The organism is Bradyrhizobium sp. HKCCYLRH3059, from assembly GCF_051168035.1.
Taxonomy (GTDB): domain Bacteria; phylum Pseudomonadota; class Alphaproteobacteria; order Rhizobiales; family Xanthobacteraceae; genus Bradyrhizobium.
Genome location: NZ_JBNPUF010000002.1, coordinates 727,124 through 747,720, shown reverse-complemented (window position 1 = coordinate 747,720; position 20,597 = coordinate 727,124). Strand labels below are relative to the sequence as shown.

Below are 20,597 nucleotides of genomic sequence, written 5' to 3'. Positions count from 1 at the left end.
GATAAAATCGCTCAAAGTGGATTCTGAATGGGAAAATATCTCAACAATCGGCAACTGCACGCGAAAAATTGAGAATTATGGCCGGTGCGACAGGATTAAAATCGGCGAATCCAACAAGGCCCCGGGGAGCAGCGCGCCATGGCCACGCCATCCGCATCGTCAGACCGTCTCGACATCCTGAACGCGCTGACCCGCAAGGCGCTGTGGCTGTCGTCCTGGACCATCCATCACGCCAACCACATCCGGCCGAACACCGACGGCCTGAAGGTCGGCGGCCACCAGGCCTCCTCCGCCTCGCTCGCGACCATCATGTCGGCGCTGTACTTCTCGGTGCTGCGCCCGGAGGACCGCGTCGCGGTGAAGCCGCATGCGAGCCCCGTCTTCCATGCCATCCAATATCTGTTCGGCCGGCAGACGCGCGAGAAGCTGGAGAATTTCCGTGGCTTCAAGGGCGCGCAATCCTATCCGTCGCGCACCAAGGATGTCGACGATGTCGACTTCTCGACCGGCTCGGTCGGCCTCGGCGTCGCGCAGACTTTGTTCTCCTCGCTGGTGCAGGACTACGTGCACGCGCATGGCTGGATGAAGGACCGCCGCGAGGGCCGCATGATCGCGCTGGTCGGCGACGCCGAGATGGACGAGGGCAATATCTTCGAGGCCCTGGCCGAAGGCTGGAAGCACGGCCTGCGCAACACCTGGTGGATCGTTGACTACAACCGCCAGAGCCTGGACGCCGTCGTGCGCGAGGGCCTGTGGGAGAAGTTCGAAACCATGTTCCGCAATTTCGGTTGGGACGTGGTGATCGTGAAATACGGCCGGCTGATGCGCGAGGCGTTTGCCGAACCCGGCGGCGAGGCGCTGCGGCGCTGGATCGATAACTGCCCGAACGCGCTTTATGCGGCGCTGTGCTTCCAGGGTGGGGCTGCCTTCCGCAAGCACATCCAGGACGAGATCGGCGATCAGGGCGACGTGACCCGGCTGCTCGACAAGCGCACCGACGACGAGTTGCTGGCGCTGATGAGCAATCTCGGCGGCCACGACATGGCCAGCATGCTTGATGCCTTCGAGTCCATCGACCACGACCGCCCGGTGTGCTTCATCGCCTATACCATCAAGGGCGTCGGCCTGCCGTTCCAGGGCCACAAGGACAATCACGCCGGCCTGATGACCGTCGCCCAGATGGAGAAGTGGCGCGCGCAGCAGAACATTCGCCCGGGCCATGAGTGGGACAAGTTCGAGGGACTGACGCAGGATGCTTCGACGCTGGAGTCGTTCCTCGCGTCGGTGCCGTTCAATCGCGATGGCCGCCGGCTCGATGATGCGGTGTTCGACGTGCCGGAGCGGCTGACCTTCACCGCGGCGGCGCAGATGTCGACGCAGCAGGGCTTTGGCCTGATCCTCAACGATCTCGCCCGCAGCGACACCGCGCTGGCCTCGCGCATCGTGACCTCGTCGCCCGACGTCACCGTCTCGACCAATCTTGGCGCCTGGGTCAACCGCCGTGGCCTGTTCGCCCGCGCGGAGAAGGCGGATTTGTTCCGCAGCGAGAAGATCCCGTCGACCTTCAATTGGGCGGCCTCGCCGAAGGGCCAGCATATCGAGCTGGGGATCGCCGAGATGAACCTGTTCATCATGGCCTCGGCGCTTGGCCTGTCGCACGCCATCAACGGCGCGCGGCTGCTGCCGGTGGTCACCTTGTACGATCCCTTCATCGAGCGCGGCCTCGATGCGCTGAACTACGCCTGCTATCAGGATGCGCGTTTCATGGTGGCGGCCACGCCGTCGGGCGTGACCTTGGCGCCGGAGGGCGGCGCGCATCAGTCGATCGCGACACCGTTGATCGGCATGGCGCAGGACGGGCTGTCGTCGTTCGAGCCGGCCTTCGTCGACGAGCTCGCCGCGATCATGAAATGGGGCTTTGCCCACATGCAGCGCGAGGCAGGCGAGGGCGGCTCGCTCTATCTGCGGCTGTCGACGCGCACCATCGATCAGCCGCAGCGGATCATGACGCCGGAGCTGGAATCCGACATCGCCGCCGGCGCCTATTGGCTGCGCAAGCCGGGACCGAATGCCGAGGTGATCGTCGCCTATACCGGCGCGGTCGCGCCGGAGGCGATCGAGGCCACCGGCCTGATCGGCGAGTCCCGCCGCGACGTCGGCCTGCTCGCGATCACCTCGGCGGACCGGCTGCATGCCGGATGGACGGCGGCGCGCAGCCTGCGGCGGCATCGGCGCGGTGTGCAACATCTCAGCCACATCGAACAACTGCTGGCGCCGCTGCCGCGCGATTGCGGCATCGTCACCGTGATCGACGGCCATCCGGCGACGCTCGGCTGGCTCGGCTCGGTGCGCGGCCATCGCGTCGAGGCGCTGGGGGTTGAGAAATTCGGCCAGACCGGGACGATCGACGACCTCTATCGCCACAATGGGATGGACGCCAACGCGATCATCGATGCGGCCGAGAGCCTCACTGGCGCGCCGGTCCGGCATCGCAAGATGGCAGTGTGAGGGCGGGCCAAGAACGGGGACGCCGTCTCCCTCACCTGGATGAAGGAGACGGCGTCGCAACTTGGATCAAATGTCTACGTACTGAAAGGCTGCGCAATAAGAACTGGCGAAAATATCGGTTCTGAAATCTTATCCGGCGTCCTTTCGAGATGCCGGGATGTCTATGAAGAGGAGATTAGCCAGAGCGATCGAACGGCGATGTGAAGCAGTTCACATCTTGGAAATGAATCTTCGACGGCGGGAATTCTGCCATCCGGAATGATGGCGATCTGGAGGGGGCGAAGGGGACACGCGGTTGCTGCGATGCAAAATGGAGCGGCGACGAAACGCAGGCCGGTCGGCTTGCGCCGGTCGCGGCCTTGCTCCTATATCCGCGGGACGCAACCCCGGTCCCCGCATGTGGCGGGTTCATCCCGCGGATCGCGCGTGCCAGGATGCCGGCCGCGTGCTGCCGCCCCCTCCAGATGCTTCCACGTGAAGAGGTTTTCCGATGGTCAATCGCCTGCAATTCTACATCGACGGCGCCTGGGTCGATCCGGTCGTCAAGAAGTCCACCCAGGTCATCAATCCGGCGACCGAGGAGGCGATGTACGAGGTTGCGCTGGGCTCCAAGGCCGATGTCGACAAGGCCGTCGCCGCCGCCAAGCGCGCCTTCGAGACCTTCTCACAGACCTCGCGCGAGGAGCGCGTCGCGCTGCTCGAGAAGATCATCACGATCTACAAGGGCCGCATGAAGGAGATCGGCGCCGCCGTCTCCGACGAGATGGGCGCGCCGCTGCCGATGGCGGAGAAGCTGCAGGCCGGCGCCGGCCTCGGCCATCTGATGTCAACGCTCGACGTGCTGAAGAAGTATGAGTTCGAGGAGACGCTGCCTGCGTCCGTGGTGGTGCGCGAGCCGGTCGGCGTGGTCGGCATGATCACGCCCTGGAACTGGCCGCTGAACCAGATCGCCTGCAAGGTCGCGCCGGCGCTGGCCGCGGGCTGCACCATGATCCTGAAGCCGTCGGAATTCACTCCGACCTCGGCGCTGATCTTCGCCGAGATCCTGCATGAAGCCGGCGTGCCGAAGGGCGTGTTCAACCTGATCAACGGCCTCGGGCCGGAGGTCGGCGCTGCGATGAGCGAGCATCCGGACATCGACATGATCTCGTTCACCGGATCGACCCGCGCCGGCATCGACGTCGCCAAGCGCGCGGCGCCGACCGTGAAGCGCGTCAGCCAGGAACTCGGCGGCAAGTCGCCGAACGTGATCCTGGAGGGCTCCGACCTGGTGAAGGCAGTGACCGGCGGCGTCATGCATATGTTCAACAACTCCGGCCAGTCCTGCAACGCGCCGTCGCGCATGATCGTGCCGGCCGCGCGCATGAAGGAAGTCGCTGCCATCGCGAAGGGCGTCGCCGACAAGACCAAGGCGGGTGACCCGCGCGGCGAGGGCACCACGATCGGCCCGGTCGTCAATCGCGGCCAGTGGGACAAGATCCAGGCCCTCATCAATAAGGGTATCGAGGAGGGCGCGACCCTCGTCGCCGGCGGCCCGGGCCTGCCGGAGGGCGTCAACAAGGGCTTCTATGTGCGGCCGACCATCTTCGCCGACGTCAAGCCTGAGATGACGATCTCGCGCGAGGAAATCTTTGGACCAGTGCTCGTGATCATCGGCGCCAAGGACGAGAACGAGGCGGTGCGTATCGCCAACGACACGCCCTATGGTCTTGCCGGCTATGTCACGGCGCCGACGATCGAGAAGGCCCGCGAGGTCGGCCGCAAGATCCGCGCCGGCAACGTCAACCTGCAGGGTGTCCCGAACGACCGCACCGCGCCGTTCGGTGGCTACAAGCAGTCCGGCAACGGCCGCGAATGGGGCCGGTTCGGTCTCGAGGAGTATCTCGAGGTCAAGGCCATCGCGGGCTACAACGCGGCTTGATTGGTCTCCGTCATTGCGAGCGCAGCGAAGCAATCCAGGGGCCGGGAAGGAAGTCTGGATTGCTTCGTCGCTTCGCTCCTCGCAATGACGGCCAATTATCCCCCCAGCGCGCCCTGCGTGTTGACGTAGAGCGCGTAGATCGACTGGCTGGCGGCCATGAACAGGCGGTTGCGCTTGAGGCCGCCAAAGCAGAGGTTGGCGCAGCGCTCGGGCAAGGCGATGCGGCCGATCGGGGCGCCGTCGGGTGCGAACACCATGACGCCATCGAGCTCGGGCGAGCCCATCCCCCAGCCGCACCAGAGATTGCCGTCGACGTCACAGCGCATGCCGTCCGGCGTGCCCGGACCGGCATCGATGTGGACGCGCTTGTCGGCGAGCTTGCTGCCATCGGCGGAGACGTCATAGGCGAGGATCTTGCGGTTCGGCACGCCGCGGGATTCGACGATGTAGAGGATGGATTCATCGGGCGAGAAGCACAGCCCGTTCGGTCCCAGCACGCCCTCGGCGACGATGGTCGCCCGGCCCGTGGCCGCGTCGATCCGGTACACGTTGGCGTCGATCTCGGACTCGGCCTTGTAGCCCTCGTAATTGCCGAGCAGGCCGAAGGTCGGATCTGTGAACCAGATCGAGTCGTCCGATTTGACGACGACGTCGTTTGGCGAGTTCAGCCGCTTGCCGTCGAAGGAGTCGATCAGCACGGTGATGGAGCCGTCATACTCGGTCCGCGTGACGCGGCGGCCACCGTGCTCGCAGGTGACGAGACGGCCCTGGCGATCCCGGGTGTTGCCATTGGCGAAATTGGAGGGCTTGCGAAACACCGAGACCGCGCCGCTTTCCTCCTCCCATTTGAGGATGCGCTGGTTGGGGATATCGCTGCACAACAGATAGCGCCCGTCGCCGAACCACACTGGCCCCTCCGCCCAGCGCAGGCCCGTCGCCAGCCGCTCCACGGCCGAGAGCTTGAGCCAGTATTTCTCGAAGCGCGGATCCAGCGCCTGGATCGCCGGATCGGGATAGAAGGTGGCAGGGCGCCAGCCCTGCGCGTGAGCGTTTCCGTCGGACATTTGGCCGGTCCTGTTATTGCGCGGTTGCGATCTCTGCTATCATTGGCCCGCCACAACCGCAAACCTGCGGACCCAACACGAGGGATGAAATGCCACGTATCTTGATGACCGGTGCGAGCGGTGGAATCGGCACTTCCTTGCGGAAGCTGCTGCCGCCGATCTATCCGGACCTTCTGCTCAGCGACCTGAAACCGCCTGCCGATCTTTCCAGCCAGGAGACCTTCAAGGCGGCCAATCTTGCCGACCTCGCCCAGGTCGAGGCGCTGTGCGAAGGCGTCGACGGCATCATCCATTTCGGCGGCTATTCGGTCGAGGGACCGTGGAACGACATCCTGCAGGCCAACATCATCGGCGGCTACAACCTGTTCGAGGCGGCCCGCCGCAAGGGCGTCAAGCGCGTGGTGTTCGCGTCGTCGAACCATGCGGTCGGCTTCTACCCGCGGCACCGCAAGATCGACAATGAGGTGCAGCCGCGCCCCGACGGCCGCTACGGCGTCAGCAAGGTGTTCGGTGAGGCGGTCGGCTCGCTCTATGCCGACAAGCATGGGCTGAAGGTGACCTGCATCCGCATCGGCAATTTCGGCGACAAGCCGCTCGACAAGCGCCGGCTGTCGATCTGGCTCAAGCCGGAAGATCTGGTGCAACTTTGCCGCATCGGCCTCGAGCATCCCGACATCCATTTTGAAGTGCTCTATGGCGCATCGCTGAACGAGCGCGCCTGGTGGGACAACCAGCGTGCCTATGACCTCGGCTATCGCCCGACCGGCCGCGCGGAGGATTTCCGCGAGCACGCCTTGGCCGAGCAGGCCAAGCTGCCCGCCGATCCGATCGGCGACTATTTCCAGGGCGGCGCGTTCTGCACCACTGAGTTCGACGGCGACACCAGCCGGATCATCGACTGGGGTTGATCCGACCTCGTCATTCCGGGGCGCGTCCGCAGGACGCGAACCCGGAATCTCGATGTGAGAGCGCAAGACAATGTCTGGATTCCGGGTTCGCGCTTCGCGCGCCCCGGAATGACGTTGAGAATGAAAGAAGAGAAGACCATGACCGATGGATTGCGCAAGGGACTGACCGCTTACGGCGATGCCGGCTTCTCGCTGTTCCTGCGCAAGGCCTTCATCAAGGCGGCCGGCTATTCGGACGACGCGCTCGATCGCCCGATCGTCGGCATCACCAACACCTACAGCGACTACAATCCGTGCCACGGCAACGTGCCGCAGATCCTGGAGGCGGTGAAGCGCGGCGTCATGCTGTCGGGCGCGATGCCGTTCGTGTTTCCGACCATCTCGATCGCCGAGAGTTTTGCGCATCCGACCTCGATGTATCTGCGCAACCTGATGGCGATGGAAACCGAGGAGATGATCCGCGCGCAGCCGATGGATGCGGTGGTGGTCATCGGCGGCTGCGACAAGACCCTGCCCGCGCAGATCATGGCCGCGGTGTCGGCCGATCTGCCGACGGTGGTCATTCCGGTCGGGCCGATGGTGGTCGGGCATCACAAGGGCGAGGTGCTCGGCGCCTGCACCGACTGCCGACGTCTCTGGGCGAAGTATCGCGCCGGTGAGATGGACGGCGGCGAGATCGACGCAGTCAACGGCCGGCTCGCTCCTTCGGTCGGCACCTGCATGGTGATGGGAACGGCCTCGACAATGGCCTGCATCACCGAGGCGCTCGGACTGTCCTTGCCGATGAGCGCGACCATCCCGGCGCCGCATGCCGAGCGCTTCCGCTCGGCCGAGGCCAGCGGCCGGGTCGCGGCCGAGATGGCCAAGGTGAAGGGACCGAAGCCGAGCGAACTGCTGACCCCTGCGGCGTTCCGGAATGCGCAGGTGGTGCTGCAGGCGATCGGCGGCTCGACCAACGGGCTCGTGCATCTCACCGCCATCGCCGGCCGGACGCCGCATAAAATCGAACTCGATGCATTCGACAGCATCGGTCGCGAGGTGCCGGTGCTGGTCGATCTCAAGCCGTCCGGCGATCACTACATGGAGCATTTCCATCACGCCGGTGGCGTGCCGAAGCTGATGAAGCAGCTCGGCGATCTCATTGATCTCGATTGCCGCTCGATCACCGGCCAATCGTTGCGCGACATCGTGGCCGCTGCCGAGGACGTGCCGGGGCAGGACGTGATCCGCGCGCGCGGCGACGCGATCAAGCCGGAAGGCGGCCTTGCCGTGCTGCGCGGCAATCTGGCGCCGCGCGGCGCGGTCATCAAGCATTCGGCGGCAAGCCCCAAGCTGCTGCAGCACACCGGGCGCGCCGTCGTGTTCGAGTCGATCGAGGACATGACCTTGCGGGTCGATGCTCCCGATCTCGACGTCTCGGCCGACGATGTCCTGGTGCTGCGCAACGCCGGGCCGAAAGGCGCACCCGGCATGCCGGAGGCGGGGTACCTGCCGATCCCGAAGAAGCTCGCGCGCGGCGGCACGAAGGACATGGTGCGCATCTCCGATGCGCGCATGAGCGGCACCGCCTTCGGCACCATCGTGCTGCATATCACCCCGGAGTCCGCGGTTGGAGGCCCGCTGGCGCTGGTGCGGAGCGGCGACATGATCCGGCTCGATGTTCCCAAGCGCAGCATCGACCTGCTGGTCGACGACGCCGAGTTGGACCGGCGTCGCGCTGTGCTGAAGCAAGCCGCAACGCCCGAATGGGCGGAGCGTGGCTATGCGCATCTCTTCCATGAAACGATCCTGCAGGCCGACGACGGCTGCGATTTCGATTTCATGCGCCGGAAAGGGAAGGGGTGAGCGCAGTCCTACTTTCCCTTGCTGGTGAACCGCTTCACGGCGGCGCGGAATTCATCCGTGTGCATGCAGTTGATGATGGCATCGCGCTCGGCGGCGAGCTGGTCTTCGACCGAGCTGGTTGGCGCGCGATGGATTAGCGCCTTGGTCGCCGCGATCCCCGCCGGCACATTCAGCGCCAGCCGCGCAGCCAGCGCTTCGGTGGCTGCCGCGAGTTCGGGGGCGGGGACGACTTTCGCGACCAAGCCCCATTCACGGGCCTGCGCGGCCGTGAAGCTGTCCTCCGCCAGGAAGATCTGCAGCGCCCGCCTGATGCCCACAGTGGCGACCACGCCAACTGTACCGCCGCCGTCGGGCGACACGCCGAGCTTGGCATAGGCCGGCGTGAAGCGCGCGTCCTCGGCGGCAATGCAGAGGTCGGCGGCGAAGGCGAGCGACATCCCCGCGCCGGCGGCGGAGCCGTGCACGCTCGCCAGCACGATCTTGGGCATGCGCCGCAGGCTCGCGATGAAGGCATGGTAGTGATGCAGCAGTTCGCTGACGACAGGCGTGATGGCGTCGGCCTCGGCGGCAGCGCCGATCGTCTGCAGGTCGCCGCCGGCGCTGAAGGCGCGGCCTTCGCCTTTCAGGATCAGCACGCGGATGGTGTCGTCGGCCTCGACCTGGGCCGCAAGCAGCTCCAAGCGCTTCGCAATCGCAAGGTTGATGGCGTTGAACGCTGCCGGGCGGTCGAGCGTGATGGTCGCGATCGGACCTTCGATGCTCAGGCGGGCAGGTTCCGCTACGGCGTCCGACATTCATACCTCCCGGGGCGTGGCTTTTGTTGCCGCATTTAAACCGTATGGCGGGACCGGTGACAATGCCGGACAAGTCTGCCAAAACCCGGTTCCGTCGGCGTGGACAATGACAGAATGGGGCAGGGTGCAGTGACGAAGGGACCGGTGGTGATCGTGGGTGCGGGGCATGCGGGATTCCAGCTCGCGACCTCGCTGCGTCAGGCAGGCTTTGCCGATCCGATTCATCTGATCAACGACGAGCCGCATCTGCCGTATCAGCGCCCGCCGCTGTCGAAGGCGTATCTGAAGGGCACCGGCGGTCCCGAGACCCTGATGTTCCGACCGCAGAAGTTCTACGCCGACCAGACCATCGATCTCGTCTACGATCGTGCCGTCGCTGTTCAGCGCGATCAGCGACGGGTGCTGCTCGCCTCCGGTAGGACGCTCGACTATGGGCACCTCGTGTTCGCGACCGGTGCGCGCAACCGGCTGCTCGACATTCCCAACGCCAATCTCCCAGCGGTGCGCTATCTGCGCATTCTCGACGACAGCGAAGCGCTGCGAGGCTTGCTCGCCGATGCCAAGCGGGCCGTCGTCATTGGCGCCGGCTTCATCGGTCTTGAATTCGCAGCGACTGCGCGGATCAAGGGCCTCGAGGTCGACGTGCTCGAGCTCGGCGCTCGGGTGATGGCGCGGGCAGTGACCGCCGAAATCTCGGACTACTTCCAGAAGCAGCATGCGGAAGCCGGCGTGCGCATCCATCTCGGCGTGCAGGCCACCAGCATCGAGGCCGACGGCAACAAGGTCACCGGCGTCAGCCTCAGCGATGGTCGGCACATCCCCGCTGACCTCGTCGTGGTCGGCGTCGGCGTGCTGCCGAATGTCGAGCTCGCTGCCGAGGCTGGATTGCAGGTCGCCTCCGGCATCGTCGTCGACGAATATCTGCTCACCAGCGATCCGCACATCTCGGCCATCGGCGACTGCGCCCTGTTCGTCAGCCAGCGCTTCGGCGGGACGCTGCGGCTGGAGTCGGTGCAGAACGCCACCGATCACGCCCGCTGCGTCGCGGCGCGGCTGATGGGCGACGTCAAGCCCTATGACGGACAGCCGTGGTTCTGGAGCGACCAGGGCAATGACAAGCTCCAGATCGCGGGGCTCACCACCGGCTATGACCAGGTCGTTCTGCGCGGTGATCCGGCGCAAAAGGCGTTCTCCGCGTTCTGTTACAAGGAGGGCCGGCTGGTCGGCATCGAGTCGGTCAACCGCGCCGGCGACCATATGTTCGGCCGCAAGTTGCTGGCTGCGGGCGGCACCTTGGATGCAGCCAAGGCCGCTGATCCCAGCTTCGACCTGAAGAGCGCTCTGGCCTAGAGCCACGCGCGAACCTCCTCCTCGGTCGGCATCGACGGGCCGGCGCCCATGCGCTGCACCGAGATCGAGGCGGCGACGTTGGCATAGCCGATCGCATCCGCGATATCAGCGCCCTGCGACAGCCGCGCGGCGAGCGCACCGACGAAGCAGTCGCCGGCACCGGTGGTGTCGACGGCCTTCACCGCGCGGCCTTCGACCAGCCGGGCCTCGGCACCAGAAACCGCGACCGCGCCACGCGCGCCGAGCGTGACGCAGACCGTCTGGTCGTCGCGAGGCTTGAGCGCGCGAACCGCCTCATTCACCTGCTGCGGCGTCGGCGCGTCGCCGAGCTCGATGCCGGCCAGGAAACCGAGCTCGGTTTCGTTGAGCACGAGGACATCAACCAGCGCAAACAGCGGGCTGTCGAAGGCGCTCGCGGGGGCGGGGTTGAGGATCGTGGTGGCGCCGGCCGCTTTGGCACGCTGGAAGAACGCGACAATCGTCGCTTGCGGGATCTCGAACTGGCTGACGGCCACGTCTCCCGAGCCAAGAGACACCTGCGCCACATCGTCGGCGCTGACCTCGGCGTTGGCGCCTGATATCACCACGATCGTGTTGTCGGCCTTGGCCAGCGTGATGATCGCGGTGCCGGTCGACGCGCTGGCGCTGTCCTTCACGGCGGTGAGATCGATGCCCTGAGCCGTGAGAAATGCGCGCAACTGCTCCCCGAAGGCGTCGCGACCGAGCCGGCCGATCAGCGCCGTCGGCACGCCGAGCTTGGCCGCGGCGACGGCCTGGTTCGCTCCCTTCCCGCCCGGAAAGTACATCACCGACCGGCCGGCGACGGTCTCGCCGATGCGCGGATGGCGCTCGGCCGCAGCCACCACATCCATGTTGATGCTGCCGGCGACGACGACCCGCCCCATCCGCCTGCTCCCCACAACCGCTAGACGCGAGCCTCGAATTCCTGCCGGACCAGCTCGATATCGGCGAGCGTCGGCAGGCCGGCCTCGTTGCCGAGCTTCTGGATCTTGAACGTCGAGGCCGCGCGGGCGAACTCGAAATGCTCCTTCCAGCCCTTCGCAGGATTGGCGAGGTACGAATACACATAGGCGCCATGGAAGACGTCGCCGGCGCCGTTGGTGTCGATCACGCGCTCGCGCGGGATCGGATAGGCGGGCAGCGTATGCACGGCGCCGACCTCGTCATACCAGAGCAGGCCCTTTTCGCCCTGGGTGACGCCGCCGATGCGGCAGCCGCGGCTCTTCAGGTAGTCGAGCATCTTCTCCGGCGTGAGGTCCATCTGCTCGCACAGCCGCTCGGCCACGATCGCGACGTCGATATATTCCAGGAGCTCATGGGTGTTGGTGCGCAGGCCGCCGCCGTCCAGCGAGGTCAGGATGCCGGCCTCGCGGCACAGCTTGGCATAATGCAACGCCGCGTCGGGCTGGTGCCCGTCGACATGCAGCGCCTTGCAATTGCCGAGATTGAGCAGCGGGAACGGGTGGATATGCGCATCGTCGCGGCAGCGCACGATGGCGCGCTTGCCGTCCTTCGGCATGATGAAGGACAGCGAGGAGGCATTGACCTTCCGGGGATGGACGGAGATGCCGTATTTCGCGGTCATGTCCTGGAACATCCGCCCGAGCCAGTCATTCGCGACGGTGGCGATCAGGTCGGGCACGATGCCGAGCTTGGCGCAGCAAAATGCCGCAGTCACCGCATTGCCGCCGAACGAGACGGCATAGTCGGATGCCACGTGCTTCTCGTCCCCCGTCGGCATGTGGTCGGTGATGAACGTCACGTCGATGTAGGTCTGTCCGATGAAGAGGGCCTGCATTGCCATTTCTGTCTCACTAAGGGGTGATCGCGGCCCCGGCGCCGCAGATTAGCAAGCGGTCAAAGCGGATCAACGCTGAAATTCTTCGCCAAATCGTCACCTTGGTGGTTGAGATCGGCCGTCTGCTACCGGTGGCCCCCTGCCGCCGGCGCTCGGGTCGCGCTATGGTTGCCGGCCTGCAGAAGCGCAGATTCGGGAGTGGAATATGACTGTCTATGCGGGTCCGGTCTTCGAGATGGCCACCAATCAGTTCAACGTGATCGCCGACCACCTTGGCATCCCAGCCGACGAGCGGGACCGGCTGCTCTTGCCGAAGCGGGCGATCACCGTCTCGTGTCCGATCCACAAGGATGACGGCACGATCGCGGTCTATGAAGGCTACCGGGTCCAGCATCTGCTGACGATGGGGCCGACCAAGGGCGGCACGCGGTTCGCTCCGACGGTCGACATTGGCGAGGTCGCCGCGCTCGCGATCTGGATGAGCTGGAAATGCGCGTTGGTCGGGTTGCCCTATGGCGGCGCCAAGGGCGGCATCAACGTCGATCTCTCCAAACTGTCGAAGCGCGAGCTCGAATCGCTGTCGCGCCGCTATATGCAGGAGATGATCCCGTTCGTCGGCCCGCATACCGACGTGATGGCGCCCGACATGGGCACCAACGAGCAGGTGATGGCGTGGTTCATGGACACGTATTCCATGTACCAGGGGCAGACGGTGATGGAGATCGTGACCGGCAAGCCGGTGTTCTCCGGCGGCACGTTGGGGCGCCGCGAGGCGACCGGCCGCGGCGTCGCCCATGTGTCGAGGCGGGTGATGGATGAGCTGGGCATCGACCCGACCAAGTCCACCGCGGTCGTGCAGGGCTTTGGCAATGTCGGCTCCTATGCCGCGCTCGGCTTCCACCAGATGGGCATGAAGGTGATTGCGGTCAGCGATCACACCGGCGCCCTCCATGATCCGCGCGGCCTCGACATCCCGGCCTTGATGGCGCACGCCGCCAGGCACGGCAGCATTGCCGGCTTCTCCACCGAGCTCGCCTTCGATCCGCGGGAGATCCTGACCCTGGCCTGCGACATCCTCGTGCCGGCCGCGGTCGAGCGGGTGATCGACGCCAAGGTGGCGGCGAACCTGAAATGCCGCGTCATTGCGGAAGCCGCCAACGGCCCGACCACGCCGGATGCCGATCTGGTGCTCGACCAGCGCCGCAACGAGATCTTCCTCATTCCCGACATTCTCTGCAATTCCGGTGGCGTCATCGTCAGCTATTTCGAATGGGTGCAGGACCTGCAGCAGCTGTTCTGGGAGGAAGAGGAGGTGATGCGCAGGGAGTACCAGATCCTTGACCGTGCCTTCGAGCGCATGCTGACGCGCGGCAAGACCGACGGCATCTCCCACCGGACCGCGGCGATGGCGATCGGCGTGGAGAAGGTGCGCGCCGCCAAGAACTCGCGAGGGCTGTTTCCGTGATCACCGGCCTCGACCACGTCGTCGTCCTGCTGCAGGACATCCAGGCCGGCAGCGCCGCGTTCGAGACGCTGCTGGCGCGCAAGCCGTCCTGGCAGAATTCGGGCGAGGGCGCCGATCGCGTCCTGTTCACGCTCGACAATATGAGCCTGGAGCTGATGGCGCCGGCGGGCCAGGGCGTGGCCGCCGACCGCATCCGCAACGTGATCAAGATCTGGGGCGAGGGGCTCGCCAGTATCTGCTTCGCCACCGGCGATATCGGCAAGATGCATCGGCGGCTCGAGCGGGTCGCGCTGAAGCCGGATCCGATTGCCGAGGTCGACAGCACCGACCGCATCTCGGGCCAGACGCTGCATTGGAAGCGCACCCGCGCCATGACCGATCTCACGCGTGGCGTGCGCATGTTCTTCCTCGAGCTCGCCGAGCCGCGCCCGCCGTCCGCCAAGACCGCCGATACGGCCGTGCTCGGCCTCGACCATATCGTGATCTCGACCGAGGATCCCGAACGCGCCGCCGCGCTCTACGGCGCGCGGCTCGGCCTCGACATGGCGCTCGACCGCAGCCATCAGGAATGGGGCCAGTTGATGTTCTTCCGCTGCGGCGACCTGATCGTCGAAGTGGTGAAGCGGCCGGTCGCCGGCAACGACAAGGCCCATGACAAGCTGTGGGGCCTGAGCTGGCGCGTCGCCGACATCGAGGCGACGCGCGCGCGGCTGCTCGCCGCCGGCCTGCAGGTCTCCGAGCCGCGCGCCGGCCGCAAGCCGGGCACACGGGTGATGAGCCTCTACAGCGGCACCTGCGGCATCCACACGCTGATCCTCGAGAAGACCCCGCGCGCGGCGGAGTGAGGTCGAAGCCGAGCCGACGGCGTCATGGGCCAGCCGGCCGTGATATAGGTCGGAACGGCATTCGGAGTCTTTGCCACGCCGATGATCTCTCCTTCCGAACCGGCTCCCGCCACTGTGTCCCGTCCACGCCGCGTCTTCATGCTTGGCGCGACGGGAACGATCGGCCGTGCCACGGTACGCGCGCTCGTCGCGCGCGGGCACGAGGTGGTCTGCTTGGTGCGTCCGCGCCATGACGCCGTGAAGATCGCGGGCGCCACCGTCAGGACGGGGGATGTCACCGATCCCGCCTCCCTCGCACGTGACGGCTTTGGCGGTGAGCGGTTCGACGCCGTGGTGTCCTGCATGGCCTCGCGGACCGGCGTGCCCAGGGATGCCCAGGCGATCGACTACCAAGCCCATGTGAACGTGCTGGATGCCGCGCGGAGTGCCGGTGTGAGTCACTTCGTCCTGCTGTCCGCCATCTGCGTGCAGAAGCCGCTGCTGGCGTTTCAGAGGGCCAAGCTGGCGTTCGAAGCGCATCTGATGGAGCAGGGGCTGACCTACTCGATCGTCCGCCCGACCGCGTTCTTCAAGTCGCTGTCGGGACAGGTCGCGCGGGTGAAGCAGGGCCGGCCCTATATGGTGTTCGGCGACGGCCGGTTGACGGCGTGCAAGCCGATCAGCGACGGGGACCTCGGCGACTATCTGGCCGGATGTCTCGATGACGAGCGCCGCTGGAACCGGGTGCTGCCGATCGGCGGCCCAGGCCCCGCCATCACGCCGATCGAACAGGGCGAGCATCTGTTCGCGCTGCTCGGACGCAAGCCGCACTTCCGGCACGTCCCGGTGGCGCTGCTCGATGTCATCATCGGCGGGCTCGATGTCGCCAAGCGGATCGTGCCGTCGCTGGCCGACAAGGCGGAGCTCGCCCGCATCGGCCGCTACTACGCGACCGAATCCATGCTGGTGCTCGATCCCGCCACCGGCCGCTACGACGCCGACGCCACGCCGTCGACCGGATCGGAGACGCTGTTCGACTACTACGCCAGGCTGATCCGCGGCGAGGCGACCGCCGAGCGCGGCGATCACGCTGTGTTTTAACCTCGATCTCTCCGCGTCATTGCGAGGAGCGCAAGCGACGAAGCAATCCAGAGTCGCGGGCGCGGCCCTGGATTGCTTCCGCCGTCGCCCTTCGGGCTTTGGCGGACAGGTCGCTTCGCTCGCAATGACGGAGAGATGAGACATGCGGTCTTCTTCTCGCGGCGCGTTTCGCGTCCGAGCTTTACCGTTCGTCCTGCCCTCTTCGAGAAGAGGGCACGGGGAATGCCGGGCGCTGGCCGCACCCATGGCCCGCCTGCGGAAAAAATGCAGGCGGCAGGAACCACAGGTTCAGCCGAGAACACCCGGCATTCCCCGCGCGATGGTTTGACGGCTGCTTCGCGTTCTCCCCGGTGCTCCGGGCTTTCTGGCCACCGTTGCCCGCGCGGCGCGTGAGCGCCGGCGCAAGCGTGACACCAGCGTCGGGGTGTCAGGACCACGCGACTTGACCGTGCGCATCGCTGCCGTTCGTCCGCGCGAGGTTCACTCGCGCGCAGCACCGACACGCCCACCGCATCCCGCACCCGACGTTCGTGACGACCGCGAAGCGCCCCTCGTGTGAGGCGGGACGATAGCTCTATAGCATCTTTCCCGGAAAGTCGAAATAGAAATCTTATTAATCGAAGGGAAATTTCCCAATCGTGAGAACCACTATCGCGGCAATCCCTGTATGCCCCATTGATGCCAGCGCAACTCAGGCCTGACTTAAAGTGTACAACAGGATGAATTTTGGCAAATGGGTTCTCGCGAATCTCTACTGTTTGCTTATCCGAAGACTAAGCTCCAGAGCCGCTCCGGCAGATTCAAATCCGCAACGCCACGAGAAACGCCGAGAATATGGAGGCCGAGCCACGGCATTACATATCCGACTATGCCGAGCAATAGCAGTATCTGAGCGGCGACGCCAAGCGTTGCGCCTACGAACGTTTGAGCGGTGAGTACAAGTGCAATCCAGGGGCGATCAAACGATGGCACAGCCTTTCCGTTAGGTAAGAAACGCAGCAACAGAGCGCGTAAACCTGGGACCCCGCGCAAAAATGCGGCGCCTCCAATCATAAGGTTCACAAAGCTTGGTATCATGGAGGAAATCAAGAGCGCGTAGAGCCACCAATACTCCGGCTCGGCAGGGTGGCTAGCAATTCCGTCAAATAGCGATTGTAGCGGCAGAATGGGCTTGCCGCCATGGTGAATCCTGATCGTGTCAAATGCCTGCACAGCAACCACCATCGCGATGGCTAAGATCATAATGATCATTGCTGCTAGGGCCGTATCTAGTAGCGCGAGCAAGTACGGCCACCAGCCGCCTCGTTCGAGGCCTCGGCGTAAGAGCGCCCTAGTCATTCCCAGGGAGGCCCAATCAAAGGGTGCGTTGACGAGCGTAAGAAGACCGAGAAATAGCAACAATGGGCCTGATGGATCTAAGGAACTCGTTGATGTAAGAACCGCTGGTGCAGATAGGCAGAAGGCGGTTAGCGCCATCACGATTGTGGCGAGCAGTAATCCCTCCTTCTGTTTTGCTATGGCAATACGATTAATTAGGCGTAGAGCAATGATAATCGCTGTGAAGGCAAAGTAAAAAGTGACGGCTATGGCGGTGGCCACGGTCAATACAATTAGCGCGATGGTTAAGACGACAGCCGTTGAAGTAGTGCCCGCATAGGCGGAAGCTGCGCTAACAATCGAAAAAGTCCCTGCGACTGCACCGACGAAAATTATCGCGAAAGCGACCGCGAACGCGACAGCTAGAGCGCCAGCATAGGGGAGCGTGATAGACCCGGTTAATGCGACGGCGATTGCGACGGCGCACACCCCATTGATAACGACAGTGCTAGCGCCCGCACCTGCTACGACCGTAGCGAGAACTACAGTCAGGGCTCCCCATGCATAGATATCTAGCTTGTCTTTTTCTTTGTATGATAGCCAAACGACAAAGCCGGTGATAGCGCAGAACGGGGCCGCCAATACTCGCTGCCAGCCCGCTACTCCGGATTGCAAGCCGAGGGCGGTTTCCGCCGGGCCGGCATGGCCGGAGATTATCCAAATTAGTACTATAGTGGCAAAGGGGTAGATCAGGGCAAGCCATAAGCAACGATCAAAAGCTGGCGCTGTCCAGAGCGGCTGCGGTGCGTGAAGTCCAAAAGCTTTTGGAAAGAGCGTGCGATCTGCCATGCCCGTATCCCCAAGAAAGCGTTCAACTTTGTCGAGAAAGGCGGTGAGACGTTCGTGGTAGATTCTTGCCGCAGTATTGTTGCCAGTCAGATTCTGGCGAAGTGCGTCGTAGGACGTGCGCGCTGGACTCCCTATGGGGGCGCCACCTGCGCCAAGCACCGCGACTGTGCGTCGGTAAAGCAAAGAAAATGCTAGCGCTAAGATCGCAGAAATAAGCGTTAGGCCGGTGGTGAGCAGAATCGTTGCCTGGTTTGAACTACCGGCGAGCCAAGCGCCCGTCGCGGCCGCAGCGGTCACCACAATATGAGTTAATGTCTTGAAAATATTGGTATCAAGCGATTGGCTGGTCATCCTGAGCCTTCCCCGTTGGCTCAACCAAAAGTTATATGATAATCATTCGAAAGATTCTGGTTGGGTGTCAATCCTTCAATCAACGGGTAGGTGAGCGGCCGTACTTTGTCGTATTTGTGGGTGGGCGACCGCAGTGGTATGGCCGAAGGTGGAGCACGGTGCTTGGCTGCTCGTTGCAGGACCTTAAGATGCAGAGTTTGTGAACAACTTCATCATCAGAGCAAGGAAGCAACGACTCCAGGGCAACTGTTGTCCTCTGTTGATGCTATTCGTTTCCAACTAGTCTCTTACGGCTGGCTCTGAACCACACACGGCACGTTCGCAAACCCGCGAAACCGCACCCGGCCGCCGCGCACTGGCTCGCCCTCGAGCTGATAGTTCGGAAACCGCGCCAAGAACCGCCCAATTGCCACGGCGCCCTCCAGCCTTGCCAGCGCCATCCCTGCGCATTGATGGGCGCCGGTGCCGAAGGCGAGGTGGCGGTTGGCGAGGCGGGTGATGTCGAAGCGTTCGGGATCGTCGAACTGGGCGGGATCGCGGTTGGCAGCGCCGATGCACAGCGTGACCGATGTTCCGGGCGCCAACGCGATGCCGCCAAGCTCGACGGCTTCCGTCGTCATCCGATTGCCGAGCTGGTTGGAGCTCTCGTAGCGCAGGATCTCTTCGACCGCGGTGCGGATCAGGTTGGGGGCCTCGATCAGCCTCCTGCGCTCGGCCGGATGCTGGCCCAGCAGCACGAGGCCGTTGCCGATCAGATTGGTGGTGGTCTCGTGGCCGGCATTGAGGAGGAAGATGCAGTTGTGCAAGAGCTCCGTCTCGCTCAGCCGCTCGCCGTCGGCCTCGCCCTGGATCAGCCGGGTCAGCACGTCGCGTTCGGGATTGCCGGGAGCCGCGCGCCGCCGCGCGACCAGGTCTTTGAGATAAGTCAGCATGTCGCCGACCGCCTGGTTGCCACGGGCGAATTGCTCGGCCGACAGCACCGGCTCGAGCGCGCCGAGGATGGCGAGCGACCAGTCGCGCAAGGGGGCGCGCTCCTCGTGCGGCACGCCGAGCAGGTTGCCGATCACTTCGATCGGAATTGCCGCGGCGAAATCCTCGATCAGCTCGAAGCGGTCCTTGGCGGCGATCCAGTCCAGCAGTCCGTCGACCAGCGCGATCAGCGCCGGCTCCATCTCGGCGATCGCGCGCGGCGACAGCGCGCCCATGATCAGGCGGCGCACCCGGGTGTGCGCCGGAGGATCGTTGAAGACGAGGCTCGTCGTGTGATGCTCGTACAGCAGCGAGTTGCCGTATTTGGGCGCGAACTCGCGCTTCTTGTCCGACGAAAACGTCCTGGTTGCCTTGTAGGCGGTGATCAGATCGTCGTAGCGGGTGAGGAAATAGGAGCCGTTGCGCATGCGCTTGACCGGGGCGTGCCGGCGCAGCGCGCGATAGGTCGGGTAGGGATCGGCGTAGAACTCCGGCGTCAGGCTCTCGAGATCGAACTGGCTGGCGAGCGCTGCGTCGTCGGTCATGTCTGGTCCTCCCGGCCGATTCTTGTTTTTGTCCCGGCGACCGTCGCACGGCGAGCGGCGGAAGAAAATGTGCCCGCCGCGGTGGTCTCCGCGCGGCCTTGCGTCCACCGATGGAGCGGTGCCCCAGATCCGCCGCTTTGAGAGGTATAAAATTGCCTTTGGCGCCGGTGAAATCCCGCCTGCAATTTCAGGGACTTGGCCGCCGACCCTGCTGCGCCGCGGCATCTTTCTTGACACAGATCAAGTGAGTATTTACTCACGGCCGATGTCCACTTTGCGCATGACAAGCGATCTCCGCAGGCAGCTGATCCTCGGTGCAGCCAAGCGCTGCTTCGCGCGTCATGGCTATGCCGGCACCACGACCAAGAGCGTGGCCGCCGCGGCGGCGATCTCGGAAGCGCTGCTGTTCAAACATTTCCCCTCCAAGGCGGCGCTCTATGCGGAGATCCTCACCGAGGAGTGCGAGACCGATCCGGATTTCGAGGTGCTGCTCAGCCAGGAACCTTCGACCGCGACGCTGGTCATGCTGATGGCCGGGATGGTCCGGCATTTCCTCGGCATTGCCGACGGCCCCAATGAGGAAGAAGAGCAGCGGCTGCGGCTGATGGCGTCGAGCCATCTCGACGATGGCGAGTTCGCAAGGCTGCTGTATACGAAGATCGATGATCTGATCGGCGCCAAGTTCGTTAACTCTCTGGACAGCGCCGTTGCCTCCGGTGACGCCGTGCGATTGGCGGCCGCGCCGCGCGATCTGTTCTGGTTCGCGCATCACACGGTCTTGATGGCGGCATTGACGCGGCTTCCATCCATTCCCTGTGTGCCGTATGGAACTGCGGCGAGCCTGGAGCGCCAGCTCAGCGAATTCATCCTGCGCGGCATCGGACTGACCGACGCCGCCATTGCGTGCTACCTCGATCACGAATTGTCGCAACCTCCGGCCCGGCCGGCGACGGCAGAAAGTGCATGA

The 20,597-nt window shown here is 64.6% G+C and carries 15 protein-coding genes; 9 read left to right on the top strand and 6 right to left on the bottom strand.

Features of this window, described 5'->3' with window-relative positions:
* Positions 1-138 precede the first annotated feature (138 nt).
* Positions 139-2,508 carry a transketolase gene (locus ACQR13_RS10335; protein WP_315754731.1) on the top strand — a complete coding sequence of 790 codons (2,370 nt, stop codon included), beginning with the start codon at positions 139-141 and terminating at the stop codon, positions 2,506-2,508.
* Between the two features lie 490 nt (positions 2,509-2,998).
* Positions 2,999-4,429, top strand: a complete 1,431-nt coding sequence (locus tag ACQR13_RS10330; RefSeq protein WP_315754729.1) for an aldehyde dehydrogenase family protein — start codon at positions 2,999-3,001, stop codon at positions 4,427-4,429.
* Positions 4,430-4,524: 95 nt separating this feature from the next.
* On the opposite strand, the gene ACQR13_RS10325 is transcribed toward ACQR13_RS10330, so the two are convergent.
* Positions 4,525-5,493 carry an SMP-30/gluconolactonase/LRE family protein gene (locus ACQR13_RS10325; protein WP_316186861.1) on the bottom strand — a complete coding sequence of 323 codons (969 nt, stop codon included), beginning with the start codon at positions 5,491-5,493 and terminating at the stop codon, positions 4,525-4,527.
* 89 nt (positions 5,494-5,582) lie between these two features.
* Here ACQR13_RS10325 and ACQR13_RS10320 point away from each other — a divergent pair, with 89 nt between their 5' ends.
* Positions 5,583-6,401: an NAD-dependent epimerase/dehydratase family protein gene (locus ACQR13_RS10320; protein ID WP_315826402.1), complete on the top strand. Its 819-nt coding sequence runs from the start codon at positions 5,583-5,585 to the stop codon at positions 6,399-6,401.
* Between the two features lie 138 nt (positions 6,402-6,539).
* Positions 6,540-8,246 carry an IlvD/Edd family dehydratase gene (locus ACQR13_RS10315; protein WP_315754724.1) on the top strand — a complete coding sequence of 569 codons (1,707 nt, stop codon included), beginning with the start codon at positions 6,540-6,542 and terminating at the stop codon, positions 8,244-8,246.
* An 8-nt stretch (positions 8,247-8,254) separates the two neighbouring features.
* Here the strand turns inward: ACQR13_RS10315 and ACQR13_RS10310 are convergent, their stop codons facing one another.
* A complete protein-coding gene (locus tag ACQR13_RS10310; RefSeq protein ID WP_315754722.1) occupies positions 8,255-9,040 on the bottom strand; it encodes an enoyl-CoA hydratase/isomerase family protein in 786 nt (261 codons plus the stop codon).
* 114 nt (positions 9,041-9,154) lie between these two features.
* On the opposite strand from ACQR13_RS10310, the gene ACQR13_RS10305 reads away from it, so the two are divergent.
* Positions 9,155-10,390 (top strand): NAD(P)/FAD-dependent oxidoreductase, encoded by a 1,236-nt coding sequence (locus tag ACQR13_RS10305; protein ID WP_315754720.1) that lies wholly within the window; start codon positions 9,155-9,157, stop codon positions 10,388-10,390.
* Here the strand turns inward: ACQR13_RS10305 and rbsK are convergent.
* Together rbsK and ACQR13_RS10295 are read right to left on the bottom strand one after the other, a co-directional pair.
* A complete protein-coding gene (gene rbsK, locus ACQR13_RS10300; protein ID WP_315754718.1) occupies positions 10,387-11,295 on the bottom strand; it encodes a ribokinase in 909 nt (302 codons plus the stop codon). The two genes, ACQR13_RS10305 and rbsK, sit on opposite strands and share 4 nt — an antisense overlap.
* Before the next feature lie 20 nt (positions 11,296-11,315).
* Positions 11,316-12,209 carry a sugar kinase gene (locus tag ACQR13_RS10295; RefSeq protein ID WP_315715822.1) on the bottom strand — a complete coding sequence of 298 codons (894 nt, stop codon included), beginning with the start codon at positions 12,207-12,209 and terminating at the stop codon, positions 11,316-11,318.
* A gap of 205 nt (positions 12,210-12,414) precedes the next feature.
* On the opposite strand from ACQR13_RS10295, the gene ACQR13_RS10290 reads away from it, so the two are divergent.
* The 3 genes from ACQR13_RS10290 to ACQR13_RS10280 all read left to right on the top strand — a co-directional run bounded on the left by ACQR13_RS10290 (position 12,415) and on the right by ACQR13_RS10280 (position 15,599).
* Positions 12,415-13,674 (top strand): Glu/Leu/Phe/Val family dehydrogenase, encoded by a 1,260-nt coding sequence (locus ACQR13_RS10290; protein WP_315754716.1) that lies wholly within the window; start codon positions 12,415-12,417, stop codon positions 13,672-13,674.
* A complete protein-coding gene (locus ACQR13_RS10285) occupies positions 13,671-14,519 on the top strand; it encodes a VOC family protein (protein ID WP_315754715.1) in 849 nt (282 codons plus the stop codon). Before ACQR13_RS10290 ends, ACQR13_RS10285 begins: the two co-directional genes overlap by 4 nt.
* A 138-nt stretch (positions 14,520-14,657) precedes the next feature.
* A complete protein-coding gene (locus ACQR13_RS10280; protein WP_315754739.1) occupies positions 14,658-15,599 on the top strand; it encodes an NAD(P)H-binding protein in 942 nt (313 codons plus the stop codon).
* A 762-nt stretch (positions 15,600-16,361) separates the two neighbouring features.
* Here ACQR13_RS10280 and ACQR13_RS10275 read toward each other — a convergent pair.
* Entirely contained in the window at positions 16,362-18,116 is a 1,755-nt protein-coding gene (locus ACQR13_RS10275; protein WP_316193913.1) for a hypothetical protein, read from the bottom strand.
* Positions 18,117-18,403: 287 nt separating this feature from the next.
* Positions 18,404-19,630 carry a cytochrome P450 gene (locus ACQR13_RS10270; RefSeq protein ID WP_315754711.1) on the bottom strand — a complete coding sequence of 409 codons (1,227 nt, stop codon included), beginning with the start codon at positions 19,628-19,630 and terminating at the stop codon, positions 18,404-18,406.
* A 280-nt stretch (positions 19,631-19,910) separates the two neighbouring features.
* On the opposite strand from ACQR13_RS10270, the gene ACQR13_RS10265 reads away from it, so the two are divergent.
* On the top strand, positions 19,911-20,597 hold the full coding sequence (locus ACQR13_RS10265; protein WP_315715751.1) for a TetR/AcrR family transcriptional regulator: 687 nt from the start codon (positions 19,911-19,913) through the stop codon (positions 20,595-20,597).